Here is a 22,684-nt window from a genome sequence, read left to right as displayed (position 1 = left end):
ATAGGCGGGGCGATTACCACGACTGATGCTGCGCTACAAGCAGGACTCAGTCTCGGCGATACAACAGGCAAACCCCAAGCCAATCTAAACGGTCTAGGCTATGGCACAGATAGCGACAGTGACAGCAGTGTGACGCGCGCTGGTATTACAGGTATTGCAGGTAGCCAAGACATCACGACAGACAACCGCGCCGAGTATGCAGGTGCGCTTGAGAATAGCTTTAATGCTGGTCGAGTGAATGAGGAGCTTGCGCGCAGACGCAGATTACGCAGGAGTTTGGCAAGGAAGCGCCAAAGGCAGTGGCTGAGTTTTCTGGAAATATACAAACACAGCTTATACTTGATGGTGATTTAGAAGAAGCAGAAAAATGGGCAGAAGGTGGCGCTTATCGGGTTGGTTTGCATACGCTAGTTGGCGCTATTGCCACAGGAAGTGTAGACGGTGCCTTAGCTAGTGGAACGACGGCAGTATCAATTCCAGCAGTAGATGCGTATTTAGAGAAACAAGGCGTTGATGAAACAACTAAAAGTGCTCTACTTCTAGGGTTGTCAGCTGGTGTTGGTAGTATTGTTGGCGGAGACACGGCAAGTACGGCGAGTAGTGTGAATCAGACGCACAATAATTATTTGAATCATATCCAACTGCAACAATGGATTAATGACTTGAAAAAAGCGAAAGGAAACGGAAGACGTATAGATGAGATTAATACGTATTATAAGAACCTTGATAAAAAGCAGCAAGCTGCGTTTACTAATGATTGCGAGACAAATTACAGCTATCAAAGATGTGGGCAGCATATTAAAAACTACTATGCTGGAAGCGAGCGATATAATGGCGATACACTTTTTGATCCTAAATTGTATTCTCAGATAGAGAATCTAGGTGGCCTTGGAAACGGAAGCTTACGTTCAGGGGTAACATTTAACAACGATCAGTTTGCAAATCAAAGTTTAAGATGGCAAGGTGATGCGGCGTATAGAGAAGATGGTATTCTTGGAGTAATAGCTCAAGGCGCAGTAGGTATAGGTGCTTCGCGTATTGGTAAAGCAACTGTAGTAGGAAAAGGATTGACTGGAAGTAATTGGAAGTTCAATCCTAAAAAAGATTTTGATTTAAGAGGAACTTCTTCAAATTATAGAGATGCTTTAAATCTAGCCTTTCAAAAAACTGGCATTCCTAGAACAAGTTTTAAAGTTTCAAAATGGGGTAAAGATATCAATGGAAAAACAATCCCTACTGAATATGTAGGTCCTAATGGTGCTAATGTCAATATAGATATACCTAAATTTAATAATGTAAAAGGTAACGGTCAGTTAGGTGAAGGACCTCACCAGCCACATATAGGATATCAGACTCCTGGTAAAGGTTCAGATAGAGTTAGAGGGCATATATTTGTAGATCATATTCCAACGACAAGGAGATAAAGGTAATGTATATTATAAATGAATTAAAATCGAATGCAGATAAAATAGGTCTCAATTATTCAATTATCAAGGGAGTAGAAGCTGAAAAATTAATCTCTAAAATTTTTAAAAAGTTTGATCCTTTAAGAACGAGTGGTCATTTAGCAATATCAGATAATAGTAAAGTTATTTCTCTAGAAGAGAATGAGTTTACATATACTTTAGCAATAAAAAAGCAAAAAGGTTACCTGTTTTTTGACCAAGAAGGAGTTGATAGAAATTTAGTTTTGGAAGTTGAAAATGTGCAAAGAGTCGGTGAGTTGATGGAAGAATCTTTCGGCATTGAGTACTTTTTATCAAACAGTGACTTGAGCTTTTTAATTGCTGTAAATTGGTATGTTATTGAAGTTTCAGGTGATTGTGAAGACATTGAAGATTTAATGAATATTTAGTTATTAATCATTTGTATAGTATTGTTTTACTACAGGCGAGGTAGGGCTCACAATCCTAAAACGATTTAAATCAAAAAAAGCTACGATACATTAATTATCGTAGCTTTTTTCGTATCTAAAACTAAGACACCGCCACCTACGCCAGCAAGCAAAAGAACATGGGCTTTAGTGCTGACCTTGATCTAAAAGGTGCAGGCTCCAGTCTCTCGGTCAATGGTAGTAAGACTGACTTAAATGCAGACTATAAAGGGGTTGGTGAGCAGTCAGGCCTTTTCACAGGCGATGGTGGCTTTGATCTTGCTGCTAAGGGAAAAACGACGCTGATAGGTGGCGCGATTACCACCACTGATGCGGCGGTTGCGGCTGGGCGCAATAGCTATACGAGTCTTGGCGGCATTGAGACCACAGAGATTGAGAACACCACGAGCTATGATGGTGATGCCATCCAAGTGGGTGTGAGCATCGGTAGTACCGATAATAAACCGCAAGCCAGTATGAACGGCCTAGGTTATGGCAGCGATAGCGACAGTGACAGCAGTGTGACTCGAGCAGGTATCACAGGTATTGCAGGTAATAAAGACATCACCACGGACAACCGTGCTGAGTATGCAGGTGTCCTAGAGAATAGCTTTGATGCCAGTCGAGTGAATGAGGAGCTGGGGGCGCAGACGCAGATTACGCAGGAGTTTGGTAAGGAAGCGCCAAAGGCAGTGGCTGAGTTTGCAGAGAAAAAGATGGAGGCTTACGAAACTGCTCAGAAAGCCGTTAATATGCTTAGAGAAGATTTGGAAGCGACCAAAGACCCTGAAAAAATAGTTTATATCAGTGACCAATTACGACTTGCGGAACAACAACTTAAGGAAAATGAAACAGGTTACCAGAATTGGAAAGAAGGCGGTAAATATCGAGTTGCTACCCATGCTCTAGTGCTAGGTGGACTTGGTACAGGGAGTATTGAAGGCGTTCTAACTACAGGCGGCGTTGCGGCTGCTGCGCCTACTATCAGTAATGTTGAAGCTAAAATGAGAGATGCGCTCATTGCTCAAGGTATGGATACGGATACTGCTAGTAATGCAACTAAAGGTATTACCAGTCTGGCATTGGCAGGAGCGGGAGTTGCTGCTGGGCTAAACACATCAAGTACGGTGACGGCTGTCAATGTCGATGCGAATAATAGACAACTGCATCCTGAAGAAGCAGCACTGATTAAACAACTGGCGCAGGACTATGCTCAAGATAAGGGCATTTCTATAACAGAAGCAGAAAAACGGCTGACCAGAGGTGCTTTGTACAATATTGACGTAGGATGGCAGAGCAGCATTGAAAACTATATTGACGATAAAGAAATACAGACTTATCAACAGGCTTATAACTATTTGACGAATCAAACGCGTAATATTTCAGTTTATGATTTATCAAATCAGATATCTTTAGCTAATCAACCTATACCTGAAGCAGATCAACCTACAATTGGAGCATCTGATCCCAATCTACCTCATGTCACTCTAGATAATATTGTTGTCACTGCTAATAAAAGTAACGTATTAGACTTTGAAAAACAACGAGCAGTCTATTATGTAGATACTGCTGCTAACGGTTTTACTGCTACGAAGGAAGATTTTAACAATCAAACTTTATTTATGAATACGGCTTATGCAGATGAACAAACTACGGACTTGTATGATCAGTCAGCAAATATGAAGTTTGGTACAGATATTAGTGCCAAAGAAGCTGCCATGATATATGGTGCAAACAATGTCGCCAATATAGCAGGTCTGATATCAGGTGCAAATAAGGCGGTTGATAATAACGTTGAAACGATCAAAGCAGAAGCGAATAAATCTGCCAAAGACCATCTTAATGATGCGATAACGGTAAGCAAAAATATTGTCGAGACAGTAAAAGGTGCGACAAGCAACGTGGTCAATGATCCAAGTGGTACTTGGGATAGTGCGGTAGATAAAGCTGGGCAATTACAAGAAGGTGCTCTGACCGAGTGGAACTACCGTAAGTTGAAGAGACAGCAAGCGCTACCATATGACGTCACTTATAAAGATGCTCAAATAGTTGGAGAGCTGGGTGCTGATGCTATGATGGGTAGTGCGGCTGGTCGTGGGGTAAAACTCACCAAAGAGGGTTTGGGTCAGCTTGGAAAAGTGAATATCGATGTGACCCCGAAGCCCGCTACCATAGTAGGTAATCTTGACATGGGCGGTGCAACTACGATAACAGGAAGACCTGATGGCACTAAAAATGGCATCGGTGCCGCTGAAACTGGTGGCGCGATATTGGCTATCGGTGATGCTAAAGAAGGCGCATATACCAATAACTCTGGTGGTAGTATCACAGGTCCAGGCAAAGGAAGAGCAACCAGCACGGGTAAACGTGATGATAATGGTAATGAGATCTATCAAAGAGATAGCGGTGGTTACTATTATATTGATGATAATGGCGTGCAACGAACCGCTGCCTCACCTTATGAAAATAATAGTAATATCGGTGCGCAAAAACTTCACCATGATGCTAAAGTTACAGAATACAAATCTGAGCTGGAAGCTAGAGGCTATACTGTCAGTGATAAAGAGGCAAGTTTTGGTTATGATTGTGGGAAAGAAGGGCTCTGTAGACCTGATATAATTGGCAGAGGACCAGACGGTAAAATAGTACTATTTGAAGTAAAAACTGGCAATGCCGATTTGTCTATCCGCCAAAGTGAGATTTATCCACAGATTAGAAATGGTGATGCTATTCCACGTGGCGATGTAGCAGATAATTTTGGGCTAACACCAGGTTTATCACTCAAAGAACAGGGTTATCCTAATGGTATTCCTATAGAAATAATACAATTCGAAGGATTAAAAAATGACTAAAATAGAGCTATGTAATGTTTTATTAGACAATGGCTGGACGATAAAAAAAGGTATTGATGACTGTGCCTATAAGCAATTGCCAGACAGACAAATTCAAGTCATACCTGGTATAAAAAGATTACCAAACGAATATCAAATAATCATGATGCCAAGTGTGAGTACTAAAGATTTTAGTGTTTTAGTTAAATACATTTTTGAGAATAAAAAACCTAGAAGAATAGTACATTCTGGTATCGTCAGGAATAAGGAACAATCTATCTACACTAAAAATCCAACTAGAGAAGTTATCGAAAAATATCTCAACGAAATTGAAGTGTGGGCACAGGAGCAAGATATTGAAGCAGGGTTGAAAGAATACTGTAAGTTGCCAACTGATTCTAAAGGAAATCTTCCTTTACATCATTTATCCGCCTTGGCCATCAGTGGGAAATCTACACAATTGACTGACTATCTTGAGCATTTTCAAAATTCAGACTCTATGGGATTTGTACCTTATATCAAACAAGATTTTATCGAACGAGCATTGGAAGCTAGTAAAAAGTATCAATAGATACTCTTAGAAACGATCTTAAAAGGCAATAATACAAATTAAGTATTATTGCTTTTTTACTTTTTAAAAATAATGCTTAGCATCTTAAATATATTTAATAAGATTGCCTCACCTGATCATTAAACAGCCTTGTCGACAATGCCCAAAATGTTCAAAGTCTATTTGCCGCGAGTAATAGTGCCTCAAGCGTACGCATTGAAGGTGTGGCAAGTGTGGTTAGTGTCCTAAAGGTAAAACCCTCAGCAAGAAATTGATTTAAATGCTAAACCACTACAGGCTGATGGTGATAATTTAACTACAAATGCTGATTTAATGAAACAAGGTAGGTCACCTTCCGTATTTAAGAATGGTCGATATGAGCAAGTTCAGCTTCATCATTCACGTCAAGATGGGCGCGGTGCTTTATTTGAAACTTCTAAATCAACTCATTTAGGGCGTAATGATCAAAATGGTAGGCAAGCGGTGCATCCATATTCACCTCAGCAGCATCCAGATTATCCAGTCGATAGACCAAAATTTAAGACTGATAAAGAAACCTATTGGAAAGATCGTTTAAACCAACTGCAAGGAGATTAATGTGAGTTCATTCAATACAGTGGAAAAGTTGTTATCTGAAAAAAATCATGCTGCATGTCTAATGCAAAAAAAAACTGAAAAGAAAGAAAGTACAGAAAATATTCTTTTAGAATATGGTGTTAAAAAGGACAGTGGTTTTTTTAAATTATATACAAAATATTTTTTAAGATTTTTGAATAGTCGTTCGGGTGCTGATGAAATAGTTGATCCTATGCCACCTCAGGGTTTCTCAGCTAAAATGGCACATTGACCTATGCTGTCAAATCTGTAGACATTGACTTGGGAGATTTTAGTTACGCAGCTTGACGATAAAAATCAAACCACACCTGTCTTGGCGTTTTATAGCCCAAACCCTTTTGGATTCTAGTCTGGTTATACTCAAGCTCAATATATTTAATGATGTCATTGATAGCTTCGAATCTCATTTTATAATCCTGATGATACACTAACTCATTTTTCAATATGCCCCAGAAACTCTCTATCGGAGCATTATCAAAGCAATTACCACGTCTGGACATTGAACCCTTAAATTTATGCTTCTTAATGATCTTATGATAGTCATAACTACAGTACTGACTGCCTCTATCAGAATGCACAATCAGCCGTTGGTTGGGTCGTTTGTTCTTGATGGCCATATTGAGTGCACGGCAAACTAAATCTGCTGTCATACGCTTGTGGATAGCATAGCCGACCAGCTCTTTAGTGTAGAGGTCTTTAACACCTGCTAAGTATAGCCAACCCTCATCTGTCCATATGTAAGTGATGTCACTAACCCAAGCTTCGTTAGGACGACTGGTATCAAATTTTTGATCGAGCAGGTTTGGATAAATAAACTTGTTATGGTTTGAGTTGGTGGTAACTTTAAAACGCTTGTGACGACGGCAAACAATGCCGTATTCTTCTTTAATGCGTCTTACCATGTATTGACTGATATGATGGCCTTGCTCTGCAAGATGAGCATGCAATCGCTCACAGCCATAGCGCTGCTTAGTTTCATCATGAGCCACGCGAACCAGCAGCTCACACTGGTTGCGGTGGATCTGCTGATTACTAACACCACGATTTATCCAGTTATAATAGCTTGATGGCTTGACATCTAATACGTGACACATACAAGTGATGCTAAATATTTTCTGGTTATCCTTGATAAAGACGTACCTCATCAACTGTGCTTCGCGAAGTACGCCGTGGCCTTTTTTAGAATATCTCTCTCTTCCTGAGCAACTTTGAGATCACGTTTAAGACGTTTATTCTCTTCTAGTATAGCCATGAGCTCAGGATCATATTCTTTAGTACCAATAAGCTGGCCTTTATCAGCTTTGTTTTGCCAGTTAGATAATGTCTGCATGGCGATGCCAAGCTGCTTTGCAGTCGCTGAAACATTGCCCTTATTATCTGCTATCTTTTTAACGGCTTCAGCTTTGAATGCTGCACTATAGGTTCTGATTTTCTTAGTCATGATAAACTCCTCATTGAGTCGTTAGTTTACCAAGTTTGGTTCTACAGTTTTTTCAGCATAGCTCACATGACTATTGGGATGTACCTAAGAATTACATTTTATTTAGTACAGGCGAAGGTGAAGGCGGTTATTTTTACAATACAGAAGATGATAGCGTATGGGATTTTCAGATGGGACAGCTACAGCAACTAACGGACGGTACATTACCGCATTGGGATAGCTTCTATGAGTTTATGGAGTGGTACTTGACCGATGAAAATGAGGATTAACGCTCGATAATTTTTATCATAAAGCCTAACGTAATCAGTTAGGCTTTATGTTTTTAACTGTGTCATTCACGTCAAAATAGCCGTAGTGCATCAAGATAATAGCTACTCTCAACACTTCAGGTTAGAAAGTATGTCTGACAATCGTAGGCATAATGACGAAATTAAAGGCAAAGATATTCCACAAGAACTAACAGATGAAATGTAAACCCCGATTTCCACAAAGACTGGCCCCTGTTGTTATCAAAGCGTTGCTATAGCTATTAGCGACTTTTGCTCTTTGTTCATCGAGTTGCATGAGTTCTTCTAGCAGAAACTGACGATTATTATAATTCAAACGATCTATCTCTAACCTTGTTGACGTTAAAGGGCAGCAGCACTTTTTGATGCTAGCCCTCATTGCCATTATCGCTTTTTTTTGTGTCAATCTTATCAATGTCTATATCAAACTGACAAGATAGCTTTTTAGCTGCTCTTTTCAGAGCCTCATCACTGATAAATGATTCTGTTATTTCAGGTATCTATCGACCATGTGAGCTGCTAATTGTCGTTTGCCAAGCTTTTATGAAGGGAGAAGTATTAAGTAGTTTTATTTATAATGATTATTTAGCAAATTTCTATAAGATAATATTTATTATTACGAATATTGAAAAAATAGTCTTTTTATAAAAAAAGACTATTTTTAAACTATTATTTATTAATAAAACTATATAAAACAATGGCTTAAACCCATCTCTAGAGACGATTAAATAGTCTTAAATTTGTCAATAAGTAATGTTTTTTAGTGTTTTGATTGAAAAGGTAGGTAGGCTGTTTAAGAGTGAAAGCGAGTAGATAAAACTGGTTATATGCTTACCTGAACACGCATATCTTCTGTATCCTCACAGTGTCTTATTCTAAGCTCCTTAAAGCTAACCTGCCCATTTTCGATTACTTGCTTAATAATTTTCTGTCTTTGGTTAAGTCTTGCATTTCCTGTTTTAACTTCTGCAATAATGAGATGTACGTCTTCAATCGGAACATTGCCATCAGCGCATTCGTGTAAATTTTGGAAGATGACATAGTCAATCGGTTCCCCCATAAATCGGCAGTCTGAAGGGTTGTAAGGAAAATCAGTAATAAAGGGCGTGAACTGTTCACCAATTTGACCTTTTAGGACGTTACGCTGCATGTTGTTTGAACGCTTTTGTGCCTCTTTAATGTCTTTATCTAATCGCTGTTGAAAGCCTGCTTCTTTTTCAAGCATATCGTTCTTAATTTGCGCAATATTCCGTTCGCTCTCTAGTAGAGCTTTATTTTGCAATTGTATTCGCTGTATAGTCCATACAAGGAGTGCAATCATTAGCAAGATTATAATTAGCAGCATAGTATTGAGCGTCATAGTTTTATTCTCCGTAGTATCAAGTAGGGTCATATTTAAGCAGTAGGGGCCATATCCATTTCTTGCAGTCGTTGAAAGACAGTATCTGAAAACGGCTTAAAGTAATTCCATGACTTATATTTTTGATTGTATTGACCACCGCCTTCGTTACGCCATTGCTTGAGTATCTCAATAACATCATGGTTGTAGGTCACACACTTAATAGACACCATGCCTGAATTAAAGACCCTGACATCTACCCAAGCGTGTTTGATGGTAAAGCGATAGATGGTATAGCCTTTATCAAAGCTTCCGTTGCTACTCTCGTCAGTAGTGCTGCTCTGACAGTTATAAAGAGGCTCAGGTAATGGTGTAGGGACTACTGGCATTGTGAGCGATTTCGGTGCTGGGAATATCCACTGCTTATTACTGACACAGTCTAGAATATAATCTTTGGCTTCCTCACTCGGTACCTCAATACCTTGTGTCATGATCTCTCTCAAATCGATCTCAACAGTCTTAATACCTAACTGCTTAATAAAATCGGCTTTATCAGTATCGATGAAAGAAGTCACGGCAACTTCAATAAACATCATTTCATCATCGACCGTTGCGACTATATCCGGTCGAATACAGCCTACAGATTGCTCCTCGATAAGGTGGTCAAACTGCCAAGTTTTATCCTCGCTATTTTCGTCATCAGGTAGTGATGGCAGTGTTAAATACCTCTCTTGCATAATGACTTGTTTAGCAAACTTGTGTAGGATACTTTCAGGATGAATAGTGCAGCTTTCCTTATTGTTTAGGTGTGCAAAATGGTGCTCATTCTTTTCACCTTTACGAGCCACTACAGGCTCCGCGCATTCAAAGCAAAAACACATACAAGCCAGCCCTCGCTCGACTTGCTTAACATTGACGATTTGCTTTTGCTCATTAACAGCTATTGACATAGTCATAGTTACCATCCTCTTGTTAGTTGGTTAGGAGTGAGGTAATTATGAGAAGAATTCTGCCTCTAAAACAGACTGCTATTGGGGGCGTAATAGGATTTTAATCGGTATTTAACTATGAAAAACATACACTTAGGTGTCTTTGAAGAGCTCGAAAAACAATTTCTTAATTTTCCAAGAAATACTTTTTATGATCATTGCCTCAGAATAATAGTCGAAGCACAGCTCAACAAAATAAAGTATTCGGATGAAGCGTTTGAACCTAATAAGTTATCAAGACAAGATATCTATGCCAAAGCGAGGGGCGTGAATAAAAATACTGTGAGCAGTCAAGTTGCTAAAAATAAGATAAAAACGGATAGATTAAATGTAGAGTTAGAAAAATTCATTAACTCACAACCAGACTGTAAACAGGCTTTTAAGGATATAGGTTATTTACCAGAAGTTATTTCATCTGTATCAGAGGGTGGTGCCAAGAACAGAACCCTAATATGGATGAGCATTAAAGCTATTGAAAACAAGGAAGTAGATGAAGAGCGAATAGCTGAATCTGCTGTCTTTGAGTCTGATGAGGATTTAAGTGGTATTACTTATGAGCGCAAAGCGGCTTCTGAGATTAAGCCATCTTTATTCACTCGGCTTTTCTTCAAAAAGGGTGAGCTAAAGATCTTAAGCTTTCGAGGCGTTTTGCTAATGATCTTGCTGATGCTAAGTTTTTTGGTAGATATCTTTATTGCTATATTTTCGTTACTCGTCATTTTATTACTAAGCGATTTGCCAAATTTTAAGCTTTGGCAAGCCATACTTTTTGTGGCATTTATTCCTCTGGCTTATCTTAACTGGCGATATTTCTTTGTGCCGTTATATAGACTACCTTATTATCGTGTTATTAAAGCGCCTATGTTCTTTGCAAATATTAATGTCGTTAATGCGGATATTGAGATGTATTGGGATAAAGATAGGCTGAATGTAGCGAGAGTCACAGAGTTCACTGCAACTTGTCCAATTTGCTCAGGATTGATAGAGCTAGCTAATGGCAAGCCAGATCAAAAACAGCCATTGGTAGGACGCTGTAGGGAAGCGCCGCATGCTCATGTGTATAGCTTTGATCGGATGACGATGAAGGGTTACTTTTTGGGTGTGCCAAGATATTTGACAGGTGAGACATAGAATAGTTGAGATAGCACCAACGCTGTTATTAGTACAGTACCGATTTCATTATTAAAGTCATAGCATGAATTATTTTTAAGTGATCAAAGTGATCAAGCAGGCTGGGATACTAATCAAAAACTGGATGAGAAAGAATAATTATCATGCAAAAATTCAATAGAACATTAATTTGTAAAGTGATGCTAGTGGGATTATCGTGTGGGTTAGCCATACCAGCTACTGCCGATCTTGGTATCGTAAGTATGTTAATGAATAAAGGTATAGCGACCACGCAAGCGACTCTTGGCCACATGTACCTTACTGGAGATGGTATTAGTCAAGATGATGTTAAAGCATTTGAAAAGACTAAAGAAGCTGCTGATAGAGGTAGAGTATTTTCTCAATATGCACTTGGAGAGATGTATAGTAATGGAACTGGCGTACGTCAAAATTATGCTAAGGCCATTGAGTGGTATGAAAAGGCTGCTAAACAAGGTAATGCTGAAATTCAATATAATCTTGGAACTCTTTATCAGAATGGCGAAGATATTCCTCAAGATTATTATAAAGCAGTTGGATGGTATCGGAAGTCAGCTGATCAAGGTTTTGCATTGGCTCAGTACAATTTAGCTGCAATGTACTATGAGGGTCAAGGAGTGAGTCAGGATTATGCAGAGACACTGAAATGGTTAAGAAAAGCTGCTGATCAAGGATATGCTGGAGCTCAAAACAATATTGGTGACATGTACGAAACGGGTAAAGGTGTTGAGCTCAATGATAAAAAAGCAGCCGAATGGTATCTAAAAGCTGCAAATCAAGGCATAGCCGAGGCACAGAATAGTCTTGGCTTGATGTACTTCGAAGGCAGAGGTGTGGAGCAAGATAATGTTAAATCGCAAGAGTGGTATAGCAAGTCTTGTGACAATGGATATGAGCCTAGTTGTGATGAATACGTTTTATTAAATAGGGAACAGTGAAAATTTCCCAAAAACCGTATAACCGCTCACAACCCTCTATCCATAAAAAAGCCACCTTGCAAAATGCTAAGGTGGCTTTTTTTCAGAACGACTAGCTACCTATCAAGTACAGCTACTCATATACTGTGCTTCTGTCAGATCTGGGTTACGACAATCGGTTAATGGATCATATCCGTCATCATAACCTGAACGTTCAATCACGAATTTACGCAAATCAGCATCTGTGCCATCACCAAGGGTAAAATCATTCAACAAATCTATCATGTCTTGTGGTACTTCAATATTGTTGTCTACAAGGTAGTCAATGTGCGCTGCTTGCGTTGGTGTCAGTAGTTCGGTCGTTTCTACAGCGTAAGCACCGGCTTCATTATTGTAGTAGTCGTTATTCGAAGTATCATAAGTAGTTTCACTTTCATCTGATATGGATGTCATGTCAGCATCCAGCTGCTCACTTAGATCTTGGAACATATCGTCATAGGTTTCACTAGCAACCTCTTCATCAATCCAGCCTAAATCGACGTCAGATGATGCTTCAACGTTCTTGTTAGAATTTTTATCTGTTAAGTCTAACGAGAAAGAAATCCTTGTGACTTTCCAGCTAAGACCGTCTCTATGCATGATTACATCTAATGACTCATCCGTGTCATCAGCATCAATGATCTGAACTTTGAATCGATTAAATGACAAGTAGCCTGCTTTATAATCAATATCTGTATCTTTGACTTTGGGTTTATCTTTAGTTGTCTTGTCATCTAAGCCAAAGTCTAACTCTTGCCCCTGAAGCATTAATGCAACACCATCAGGTGTGACCACACCATCGACGATTGGGTCTATCATGGCAGCGGCCAACATCGTTCCTAAAGCCTCAAAACCATCTTGCTCATCACTTGCAGCAAGCTCTTCAACCATAGCGGCTTTGACTTGATCTTTTATGCTCTGCTTAACGCTAGGGAAGTCAATATACCCTGACAGCTTGTCTGCGTCTTTCTGTTCAGCAGCATTTTTGATGTTATACAAAGCTATATATGGTGAAGCATAGAGATAAATCGCAAACATAACCAACAAGCCTGCCAACCAAGGTAAAAGCTTTTTCAAAGAATCTCTCCTGAATTTCTAATAATATTAAAAGACGATAAAGCAATACGAATAGCTAACGCTTAGACTGAAATGCTTAGCTGCTATATTTACAAAGTATAATTTTTACCAATGTCATGAATTTATGCAGATTTACATAGTAGTAACATTTAGAAATTAATGCTAACATTAGTTGACTTGTAAAACAATTTAATAAACTTCTATTTATCAAAAACACCTTTTAATATTCGACAGGAACATCACCGTTGTCGTTCGTAGAATAATTTGCTTAGGTCTATATAAATTCTGAGTCCAGCAAAATAAAAATTAACCATTGTTTATGATCTATATTGAGTACGAAATAGCAGTTCCTTCCAAAATGAGTGGATAGATAAGCTTGCTTAAAAGCACAATCTCGCTAAAATTGTTACCACAAAACAAATCACTTTCTTGTACGACTAATCATGCATTCATTGCATGGTTAGCTATCAGAACATAGAGAATCAAAAAACATGGCTAAAACACCGGTAAGCAAAAAAGATAAAACAGACAATAGCAATTTTGAAGAAGCCCTTTGGGATGCCGCCAACAAGCTACGCGGTAGCGTCGAATCATCAGAATATAAGCACATCGTCCTTAGCCTGATTTTCTTAAAGTTCATCAGTGATACTTTTGAGCAGCAGCGCCAAAAGCTGATCGATACAGGCTATGAAAAGCATATCGATATGGTGCAAGCCTATACCAAAGATAATGTGTTCTATTTGCCAGAGGAGAGCCGTTGGCGCTTTATTCAGCAGAATGCCAAGCAAGAAGACATCGCGCTTAAAATCGATACAGCGCTGAGCACGATTGAGAAAACCAACCAATCATTAAAAGGCGCATTGCCTGACAATTACTTCTCGCGTTTGGGCTTAACGGCCAGTAAGCTTGCCGCCTTGATTGATGTGGTCAATAACATTGATACTATTGGTAATCCAGAAGAAGACACCGTCGGGCGCGTGTATGAGTATTTCTTAGGTAAGTTTGCTGCGACTGAGGGTAAAGGCGGTGGTGAGTTTTATACGCCTAAGTCTGTGGTCAACCTGATTGCAGAAATGGTTGAGCCATATCAAGGCAAAATCTATGATCCGTGTTGTGGCTCCGGCGGTATGTTCGTCCAGTCCATCAAGTTTATCGAGAGTCACCACGGCAATACCAAAGATGTGTCTATCTATGGGCAAGAGTACACCAGCACGACCTACAAGCTCGCTAAGATGAACCTTGCCATTCGTGGTATCTCTAGCAACTTGGGTGATGTGGCAGCCGATACCTTCTTTAAAGATCAGCACGAAGACCTAAAAGCCGACTTCATCATGGCAAACCCACCTTTTAACCAAAAGGATTGGCGCGCACCTGATGAGCTGGTCGATGACCCACGCTGGGCAGGCTATCCGACACCGCCGACGGGCAATGCCAACTATGCATGGATATTGCACATGATATCTAAGCTCTCTGAGCACGGTACAGCAGGTTTCGTACTGGCGAACGGCTCGATGTCTACCACTACTAGCGGCGAAGGTGAGATACGCGAGCAAATCATCAAAAACGATCTGGTCGATTGTATGATTGCGCTACCGGGTCAGCTGTTTTATACCACGCAGATTCCGGTGTGCTTATGGTTCATCAGTAAAGACAAAGCCGCCAAGTCCGCTGATAGCCAAGCTCGCGGCTTACGTAATCGTAGCGGTGAGACGCTATTCATCGACGCCCGTAATATCGGTGCGATGATTGATAGGACGCATAAAGAGTTCTCTACTGATGATATTGAGGCGATTGCTAAGACATATCATGCATGGCGCGGTGAGAAGGAAGCAGGCGGCTATGAAGCCTATAGCGATGAGGCAGGCTACTGTAAATCAGCAAGCCTAGACGATATCAAAGCCAATGACTATGTGCTGACGCCTGGGCGTTATGTCGGTGCTGCTGCTATCGAAGATGACGGCATCCCATTTGAGACTAAGATGTTAGAACTCAGTCAAACGCTATATGCACAGATGCAAGAGTCGCAAAAGCTAGATGCCACCATTCGCCAGAACTTGGAGGGTTTGGGTTATGGTGAATGATTGGGAAGAAATGCGTCTTGATGAAGTAACAGAGCTGATTATTGATTGTCCTCATTCAACACCTAAGTGGATGGACGAAGGTGTTGCTGTTCTTCGTAGTAATAATATAAAAAATGGTAGGTTGGATTTATCTTCGCCTAGCTTTACTAACGAAGAAGGCTATCAAGCTAGAGTCAAAAGAGCTATACCAGAATCAGGTGATTTAGTTCTAACTCGTGAAGCGCCAATGGGAGAGGTGTGTCAAATTCCAGAAGGGCTACGTTGCTGCCTTGGTCAGAGAATGGTTCTATTGAGAGTCAAAAAAGAAATAATGGATTCGACTTTTCTATTATTTGCATTACAAAGTCCATATCTACAACATCAAATTAGTTGGAATGAGGGAACAGGAACTACAGTCAGCAACATTAGGATGCCGAATATTAAGGCTTTCCAAATTCCAACACCACCACTCCCAGAACAAAAAGCCATTGCTCATATTCTTGGTTCTTTGGATGATAAAATTGAGCTTAACCGCCAAATGAACGAAACGCTTGAGGCGATGGCGCAAGCATTGTTTAAGAGTTGGTTTGTAGATTTTGATCCCGTGATTGATAACGCGCTCGCAGCTGGTAATGCCATTCCTGATGAATTTATCGAACGTGCTGAGCAGCGTAAAGGCATTGAGAAAAAAGACAACTCAGATATTCAGGGTTTATTCCCTGATGCGTTTGAGTTTACTGAGGAAATGGGTTGGATTCCGAAGGGTTGGGCTGTTAGCAATGTTGGTACAGAGTTTAATACTGTAGGAGGAGGGACTCCTAGTACGAAGAACTCTGATTTTTGGGAAAATGGAGATATCAGTTGGACTACGCCAAAAGACCTTTCAGGAAATCAATCGAAAATTTTATTGAATACTGATAGAAAAATAACTGAATTAGGTTTGAACAAAATTAGTTCTGGATTACTACCTATTGATACCGTGTTGATGTCATCAAGAGCGCCAGTGGGCTATTTAGCTTTAGCGAAAGTACCTGTTGCCATTAATCAGGGATATATAGCTTTAAAGTGTGAAAAAATCTTAACTCCCGAATTTGCCATCCAATGGGCAGATTCAGCTATGGACGAAATCAAACAAAGAGCAGGCGGAACAACATTTGCTGAGATAAGTAAGACAAATTTTCGGGGAATTCCAATTTTAGTTCCTAGTCGAAAGATTATCGATGCTTATAGCCGAGATGTAAAAGATTTATATAATCAGATTACTAGCAGAATTGAAAATATAAACTCCCTCGCCAAACTCCGTGACACCCTTTTACCTAAGCTGATGTCAGGCGAGTTGCGTATTTCTGATGCGGCTGAACTGGTGGATGAAGCTGTATAGCTTTTGATAGTACATGTTTATCCCAAAAATATAATCATTAATGGAGTTCAAGATGAAAAAGCTTTTGCTTAGTTTGGCGCTTAGTTTAGGTGCTTTATCAGTAACTCCTGCAATGGCTGCCGCTCCTGCTTTCTCTGCCAGTCAAATGGCTCAGGTTAAAATCAAAGACTTGAGCTTTAAAGAAGTAATGCGTCAGTTTTATAATGGTCAGATGGTTCCTACTGTTGCAGATGACACATATATTGACTCGTTACCAAATATTGGCTTAGGTCGTGCTGATAGCACAGCATACAGAACAGTAGCGTTAATGCGCCCTATAGAGCTTTATGACAATACAGATGGTGAGCAACGTTATTTAGTGACCATTGAAAAAGTGCTCATTCATGATGACTCGTTGGAATACTGTTTTCCTTGCGGTTCAAAGGCAGATTTATTCAGCTTTAAAAAGCTGAATAATGGACAGTTTCAACTAGTAAGCAGAACATCTGAGAGCATAGAGTTTTCAAGTATCTACAGTTCAATGGATCTTCAAAATAATGATATTCGAGCTACTTCAGAGTCTTTAGGTGAAAACCTAGTAGGTAGCATTTTCAAGAGTGGATACATGCGTCAAGGTTACACGGATAGTTCATGGGCAGTACTACACCTACCTGAGAATGACTTTATTAATACTTACGCATTAGGTGATGCTGGTTCGGATAATAGCGGTCAGGAAGAAGAGGGCTCACCTTTTTACTATAGTTATGAAGGGGTTGTTGAGGTAATGCCTGCAAAGGCTAAGTACTATCCAATTAAGTTGACTTATAGAGGCATAGCTCCTGATGATCCTGAGCGTCCTGACTTTATTAATAAAAGCTTCGTTATGAAGTTTAATCCAGTAAAAAAAGTTTATGAGACGACATCCAGCTTCTCAGCTTTATAGGGTTCACATTACATGCACCAATTAATAATACTAATGCAGAACGCTCTATTTATCTAAAAAAGGACTTATAGTTGAAATTCACTGAAGACAGACTTGAACAAGCCATTATCGAATTGCTATCGGCCGAGGGCTATCCACATACGCTAGGCGAAGCACTCGACCGCAACCCTGACGATGTACTGATCAAGGCTGATCTTCGACAGTTTCTAGCTACTCGCTATAAAGCAGACTTGATCACAGAGTATGAGATTGAGTCCATCATTCATAAGCTTGAATATCTTCCTGCATCTGATTTATACGACACCAACAAAGCCATCATGAAATTTGTCGCTGATGGGTTTTTCTTGAAGCGTGAGGACTATACTCAAAAAGACCTATACATCCAGCTCATTGATTATGAAGTACTCGATAACAATCGCTTTCGCATCGTCAATCAGATGGAGATACAAGGCTTTGAGCTGCGTATTCCTGATGGCATTCTTTATATCAATGGCTTACCACTGGTGGTGCTTGAGTTTAAGAGCAGCATCCGTGAAGATGCTACTATGTTTGATGCCTACACCCAGCTGACCACTCGCTATAAGCGCGATATTCCAGAGCTGTTTAAATACAATGCCCTATGTGTCATCAGTGATGGGGTTAACTCAAAAATGGGTTCGTTCTTTGCCCCGTATGAGTTCTACTACTCTTGGCGCAAAGTGACGGGCGATGAGAAGCTAGAGAAAGACGGCATCCATTCCTTACTAACCATGATTAGAGGATTATTTGATAAAGCACGTTTGGTTGATGTCATTCGCAATTTTATCTATGTGCCTGATAAATCAAGCAAGGAAGAGAAGATCGTTTGTCGCTATCCGCAGTATTATGCTGCTACCAAACTGTTTGACAATATTAAACGTCATATGAAAGTGCTTGATGCAAACGGCAAGTTTGATGAGAGCGATGCTTTACGTGACGGCGTTCGAGATGGAAAGGGTGGTACGTACTTTGGCGCGACTGGCTGTGGTAAGAGCTTTACCATGCTGTTTCTAGCACGTCTGCTGATGCGCGATGTTGAGCTTGGCAGTCCAACCATTATCTTAATCACTGATCGCACCGATTTAGACGGTCAGCTGTCTGAAACCTTTACCAATGCTAAGACCTATATCGGCGATGACAATATCATCAGTGTTGAAAGTCGAGCGCATCTACGCGAACAGTTAAAAGGTCGCAGAAGTGGCGGTGTGTTCTTGACCACCATTCATAAGTTCACCGAAGACCTAGCACTACTGACCGAGCGTACCAACGTTATCTGTATCTCAGATGAAGCGCACCGTAGCCAAATCAACCTCCAGCAAAAGATCACCGTCACTGAAAATGGGGTGAAAAAGACTTACGGCTTTGCTAAATACTTGCATGACTCATTGCCCAATGCTACTTACGTGGGCTTCACGGGTACACCGATTGATGCCACCCTTGATGTCTTCGGTCCAGTCATTGATAGCTATACCATGATTGAATCGGTATTCGATGAAATCACGGTACGTATCGTCTATGAAGGCCGTGCGGCCAAAGTGCTACTCGATAGCAAGCAGCTTGATGAAGTCGAAAAATACTATAAAGAAAGTGCGGACGCTGGCACCAATGAGTACCAGATAGAGAAAAGCAAGAAAGCCATGGCGAGTATGTCCACCATTCTTGGTGATCCTGACCGCATCAGAGCCATTGCTGAAGACTTTGTTCAGCATTATGAGGCGCGAGTAGAAGAGGGCACGACGCAAAAAGGTAAGGCGATGTTTGTCTGTAGCAGCCGTGAAGCTGCTTATCAGCTCTATAAAGACATCATTGACCTGCGTCCTGAATGGAATGAAGTAAGAGCGTGTGAGGAAGGCTCAACCTTATCAGAGAGTGATAAGAAAAATGTCATGCCCATGGAGCGCGTCAAAATGATCATGACTCGTAACAAAGACGACGCAAAAGGCATGTGGGACAATCTCGGTAATAAAGACTATCGTAAAGAGCTCGACCGTCAGTTTAAAAACGGCAAATCTAACTTTAAGATCGCCATCGTTGTTGATATGTGGCTTACAGGCTTTGATGTACCCTTTCTTGATACCATCTACATTGATAAACCCCTACAAAAGCATAGCTTGATTCAGACCATATCACGGGTCAATCGTAAATTTGAAGGCAAGGAAAGCGGCTTAGTCGTTGATTACATCGGCATCAAAAAGCAGATGAATCTAGCGCTCTCGCATTACACTGGTGGTCAGGTTCAAAACCTAGACGATATCCAAAAGTCAGTCGTGGTGGTCAAAGACCATTTAAACCTACTGGATACCGTCTATCATAAGTTTGACTCTAGCCTTTACTTTAACGGCACGCCATTAGAGCAGCTCAATTGCTTAAATGCAGCAGCTGACTTTGCGCTACAATCTAAAAAGCTAGAAAAGCGCTTTATGGATTTAGCTAAACGTCTTAAGTCTGCCTATGATATTTGCGTAGGTAGTGAAGCACTCACCAAGACTCACAAAGACAAGATTCATTACTACCTAGCCATTCGTACCATCATCTTTAAAATAACCACTGGCGGCGCACCTGACGTTGAACAGATGAACCAAAAGGTACGTGATCTAGTGAAAGATGCGCTGATGAGTGATGGCGTAGAAGAGATCTTTAAGCTCGGCGATAATACCGACGGTGAGATTGATATCTTCGATGAAGACTACTTAGCCAAGCTTGAAGTAATCAAGCAGCCAAGTACCAAGCTAGAGCTACTACAACAGCTGCTCGCAAAAGCCATTGGTGAGCTTAAAAAGACCAATAAGGTGAAGGGCGTTGATTTTAGTAAGAAGATGAATGCTTTGGTCGAGAAGTATAATGACCGTGACGAGCAAGACATACTGCGCGCTGAGGTCATTGGTGATTTCTCTGATGAGATCATCAAGCTGTATCACGAGCTGCGTGAAGAGATGGCATCATTTAGTGAGATGGGTATCGACTTTGAAGAAAAAGCGTTTTATGACATTCTGCTATCATTGGCGCATAAGTACGATTTCACTTATCCAGAGGACAAGCTGATTGAGCTGTCTAAAGAAGTGAAAAAGCTCATCGATGAGAAGGCTAAATACACTGACTGGAACAAGCGTGATGACATCAAAGCTGAGCTACAGTTTGATTTGATGGTATTGCTCGATGAATGGGGCTATCCACCTGTAGATTCCAAAGAGGTCTACAAAGAGATATTTGAGCAGGCTGAGAACTTTAAGAAAAGTAGGGTGGTTTAGTTGTACTCAGACGTAATTTGGTATGACCTCTCTGAGTTTGTAAAGCAGAGTTATGACAACTTCATCATGTCAGGCATGGCTGCCTGACTCAAGTAAATCAACCTCCGATATAGTCGGGGCGGTTCAGTTTCTTGAAAATTCACAAATTGAGTAGTAACATCATATTTTTGTATTTAATTTAATGAGGCGAATTTATGTTTACAAGAGAATGTGATATATGTTTCGGTATAGGTCTTATACAGAACAATATGGACCAACAGCAACCATGGTGGAAGCGGTAATGTAGAAGCTTCTAAAGCTTCTAAAGCTTCTAAAGCTTACAATGATTACTACGACGATGACGATGATTAATTAGTATCGTAAACAGCTCTATTTTTGCTCATACCATTCTGATTACCATTTCCTGGCACATTATACCCAATTTTCTTTCAAAGCCCTATAAATAGCTAATATCAGCTTTCATATTCACATATTCATCAGTATCAGCTAAAAGTTGAGTAATACGGCTAGGATCTTTATCAGCTATTTTCATTATCATACTACCAAGCACAAATTTCTGACCATTTAGCTGTTTTTAAATCTACTTTTGTAAACGATTAGCTTCATCCAGTGTTTCTTTTCTACTCAAGATCCTTAATATTTAATATTGGACTTAGACTGTTCTCCAAATATTAGATTTTTTAAGGTTTAATAAATTTACATTTCTATAGGCATTTTAGTAAAAACATGAAAAATTTCACATTGTTAACACTCACTCACAAATATTGTTTTGAACCTGAAGTTACCGAAATGTTAAATAATCTCTTAGAAAATGCTTACTATAGTAATTTCACAACGATAATAGAAATATCTAATTTTATTGTAAAAAATAATCTTGAAGGTGTTTATGGAAAGATATCTGGGACAGTGGAAATGAGTAAAGAAGGAAGAACATGGTTTCGCAGAGGCGGTTTTTCTCCAGACATGTATGACATCATTTGTTCAGAGTTAGGTATTGAAAACCAAAGAAGTACGGCACACTGTATTGGCTACACTCCTTATGGATAAGTTCCGAGTTCTAATTTATTATAGCAACCTTATTAAAACCTAAAGTAACCACCGAATATATTTTAAGTACAGGTATTTTTTATTTACCTTCCAGTTTTTTGGATAAGTATAAACTTACAAAAACTATGCTAACATTTCACTTTGTTATAGTTAGATAGATTTCATAATTCGCAGAGGGGGTAATCCCCTTGACCCCTAAAAGATAAAATAAAGGATTTTCTAATGGCTGCTTTTTTAAAATTTGAGAATAAATACATTAGCATAAATAATATTGCTCAAGTTGAACTAGATTCAACCTCAGCTACCTGCCACGATATTAATATTCATCCAGCTCAAGGAAACAGAATTTTTTTACAGCTTAGAGTTAGCGAGAAAGATGTCGCTGACAAGATTTTTCAAGAACTAGGAAAAGCATTAGATACCAATAATTCGATTGACCTTGATGCCATCAAGTTAAAACATACCTCTGTTGAGTAAGTATGGCGATTTATCACCTATCGACTAAGCCAGTATCGCGCAGTAGCGGAAGAACCGCCACTGCGTCTATTGCTTATCGTGCCGGTATTGCTATCAAAGATGAACGCACAGGCAAAGAACACGACTACACCAAAAGAAGCGGTGTAGTATCTACTTGACTTCATACCCCAAACGATTTAGAAATTAAGCGTGATGAGCTTTGGAACTTAGCGGAAGCCACCGAAACAAGAAAGAACAGCAGAACTGCTAGAGAGATTGTCGTTAATTTGCCTCATAAGTTATCAGGACGTGAACGGATCATGTTGGTTAATGAGTTCGCCAAGGACTTAGCCAATCAATATGGTGTTGCCGTTGATGAGGCAATACATTATATCTGACGGTTATGGCGATCCTAGTAGTCTTTTCGAGCTATAGCAGCGAACAT

General features: G+C 39.9%; 19 protein-coding genes and 1 pseudogene. 16 read left to right on the top strand and 4 right to left on the bottom strand.

Annotated elements, in window-relative coordinates; genetic code table 11:
• The first annotated feature begins 299 nt into the window (after positions 1 to 299).
• The 6 genes from AC5JPO_RS03925 (at position 300) to AC5JPO_RS03900 (ending at position 6,101) form a co-directional block, all read left to right on the top strand.
• Positions 300 to 1,424 (top strand): polymorphic toxin type 47 domain-containing protein, encoded by a 1,125-nt coding sequence (locus AC5JPO_RS03925; protein WP_493852638.1) that lies wholly within the window; start codon positions 300 to 302, stop codon positions 1,422 to 1,424.
• Between the two features lie 5 nt (positions 1,425 to 1,429).
• Positions 1,430 to 1,855, top strand: coding sequence for a hypothetical protein (locus AC5JPO_RS03920; protein WP_394213386.1), 426 nt, complete (start codon positions 1,430 to 1,432; stop codon positions 1,853 to 1,855).
• A 158-nt stretch (positions 1,856 to 2,013) separates the two neighbouring features.
• Positions 2,014 to 4,725: a hypothetical protein gene (locus AC5JPO_RS03915; protein ID WP_493853326.1), complete on the top strand. Its 2,712-nt coding sequence runs from the start codon at positions 2,014 to 2,016 to the stop codon at positions 4,723 to 4,725.
• Positions 4,718 to 5,275 carry a DUF6990 domain-containing protein gene (locus AC5JPO_RS03910; RefSeq protein ID WP_493852640.1) on the top strand — a complete coding sequence of 186 codons (558 nt, stop codon included), beginning with the start codon at positions 4,718 to 4,720 and terminating at the stop codon, positions 5,273 to 5,275. Before AC5JPO_RS03915 ends, AC5JPO_RS03910 begins: the two co-directional genes overlap by 8 nt.
• Positions 5,276 to 5,524: 249 nt before the next feature.
• The gene (locus AC5JPO_RS03905; RefSeq protein ID WP_493852742.1) at positions 5,525 to 5,851 is read left to right on the top strand and encodes an HNH/ENDO VII family nuclease; all 327 of its coding nucleotides are present in this window, start codon (positions 5,525 to 5,527) and stop codon (positions 5,849 to 5,851) included.
• Between the two features lies 1 nt (position 5,852).
• Positions 5,853 to 6,101 carry a hypothetical protein gene (locus AC5JPO_RS03900; protein ID WP_493853325.1) on the top strand — a complete coding sequence of 83 codons (249 nt, stop codon included), beginning with the start codon at positions 5,853 to 5,855 and terminating at the stop codon, positions 6,099 to 6,101.
• A gap of 43 nt (positions 6,102 to 6,144) precedes the next feature.
• Here AC5JPO_RS03900 and AC5JPO_RS03895 read toward each other — a convergent pair.
• Positions 6,145 to 7,310, bottom strand: a protein-coding gene (locus tag AC5JPO_RS03895) for an IS3 family transposase (protein ID WP_201608321.1) whose coding sequence is annotated in 2 segments (ribosomal slippage) — positions 6,145 to 7,052 and positions 7,052 to 7,310 — 1,167 coding nt in all. Because the reading frame shifts where the segments join, the coding sequence is not laid out codon by codon here.
• Between the two features lie 35 nt (positions 7,311 to 7,345).
• On the opposite strand from AC5JPO_RS03895, the gene AC5JPO_RS03890 reads away from it, so the two are divergent.
• Complete coding sequence (locus AC5JPO_RS03890; protein ID WP_493853324.1) at positions 7,346 to 7,579, top strand: hypothetical protein; 234 nt, start codon at positions 7,346 to 7,348, stop codon at positions 7,577 to 7,579.
• An 841-nt stretch (positions 7,580 to 8,420) separates the two neighbouring features.
• Here the strand turns inward: AC5JPO_RS03890 and AC5JPO_RS03885 are convergent.
• Both AC5JPO_RS03885 and AC5JPO_RS03880 read right to left on the bottom strand, forming a co-directional pair.
• Entirely contained in the window at positions 8,421 to 8,957 is a 537-nt protein-coding gene (locus AC5JPO_RS03885; protein WP_493852642.1) for a Holliday junction resolvase-like protein, read from the bottom strand.
• Positions 8,958 to 8,992: 35 nt separating this feature from the next.
• Positions 8,993 to 9,892, bottom strand: coding sequence for a competence protein CoiA family protein (locus AC5JPO_RS03880; RefSeq protein ID WP_493852643.1), 900 nt, complete (start codon positions 9,890 to 9,892; stop codon positions 8,993 to 8,995).
• A 111-nt stretch (positions 9,893 to 10,003) separates the two neighbouring features.
• Between AC5JPO_RS03880 and AC5JPO_RS03875 the strand changes: the two genes are divergently transcribed.
• The gene (locus tag AC5JPO_RS03875; protein ID WP_493853323.1) at positions 10,004 to 11,056 is read left to right on the top strand and encodes a hypothetical protein; all 1,053 of its coding nucleotides are present in this window, start codon (positions 10,004 to 10,006) and stop codon (positions 11,054 to 11,056) included.
• A gap of 143 nt (positions 11,057 to 11,199) precedes the next feature.
• On the top strand, positions 11,200 to 12,012 hold the full coding sequence (locus AC5JPO_RS03870; protein WP_493853322.1) for a tetratricopeptide repeat protein: 813 nt from the start codon (positions 11,200 to 11,202) through the stop codon (positions 12,010 to 12,012).
• Between the two features lie 102 nt (positions 12,013 to 12,114).
• On the opposite strand, the gene AC5JPO_RS03865 is transcribed toward AC5JPO_RS03870, so the two are convergent.
• On the bottom strand, positions 12,115 to 13,107 hold the full coding sequence (locus AC5JPO_RS03865) for a DUF2939 domain-containing protein (protein ID WP_493852646.1): 993 nt from the start codon (positions 13,105 to 13,107) through the stop codon (positions 12,115 to 12,117).
• A gap of 491 nt (positions 13,108 to 13,598) precedes the next feature.
• Between AC5JPO_RS03865 and AC5JPO_RS03860 the strand changes: the two genes are divergently transcribed.
• From AC5JPO_RS03860 to AC5JPO_RS03830, 7 genes and pseudogenes are all read left to right on the top strand, one after another.
• Positions 13,599 to 15,188: a class I SAM-dependent DNA methyltransferase gene (locus AC5JPO_RS03860; protein WP_493853321.1), complete on the top strand. Its 1,590-nt coding sequence runs from the start codon at positions 13,599 to 13,601 to the stop codon at positions 15,186 to 15,188.
• Positions 15,178 to 16,548 carry a restriction endonuclease subunit S gene (locus tag AC5JPO_RS03855; protein WP_493853320.1) on the top strand — a complete coding sequence of 457 codons (1,371 nt, stop codon included), beginning with the start codon at positions 15,178 to 15,180 and terminating at the stop codon, positions 16,546 to 16,548. Before AC5JPO_RS03860 ends, AC5JPO_RS03855 begins: the two co-directional genes overlap by 11 nt.
• A gap of 52 nt (positions 16,549 to 16,600) precedes the next feature.
• Complete coding sequence (locus tag AC5JPO_RS03850) at positions 16,601 to 17,470, top strand: hypothetical protein (protein WP_493853319.1); 870 nt, start codon at positions 16,601 to 16,603, stop codon at positions 17,468 to 17,470.
• Positions 17,471 to 17,541: 71 nt separating this feature from the next.
• Positions 17,542 to 20,736: a type I restriction endonuclease subunit R gene (locus AC5JPO_RS03845; protein ID WP_493853318.1), complete on the top strand. Its 3,195-nt coding sequence runs from the start codon at positions 17,542 to 17,544 to the stop codon at positions 20,734 to 20,736.
• 726 nt (positions 20,737 to 21,462) lie between these two features.
• A complete protein-coding gene (locus AC5JPO_RS03840; protein ID WP_087041293.1) occupies positions 21,463 to 21,783 on the top strand; it encodes a hypothetical protein in 321 nt (106 codons plus the stop codon).
• Between the two features lie 222 nt (positions 21,784 to 22,005).
• Complete coding sequence (locus AC5JPO_RS03835; protein ID WP_087041294.1) at positions 22,006 to 22,260, top strand: hypothetical protein; 255 nt, start codon at positions 22,006 to 22,008, stop codon at positions 22,258 to 22,260.
• 2 nt (positions 22,261 to 22,262) lie between these two features.
• Positions 22,263 to 22,637, top strand: a pseudogene (locus AC5JPO_RS03830) (MobA/MobL family protein).
• Positions 22,638 to 22,684: the final 47 nt, after the last annotated feature.

The sequence above is a fragment of the Psychrobacter sp. H25 genome, assembly GCF_059076335.1.
Note: the sequence above shows the minus strand (reverse complement) of the source record. Positions and strands in the feature narration are given on the sequence as shown.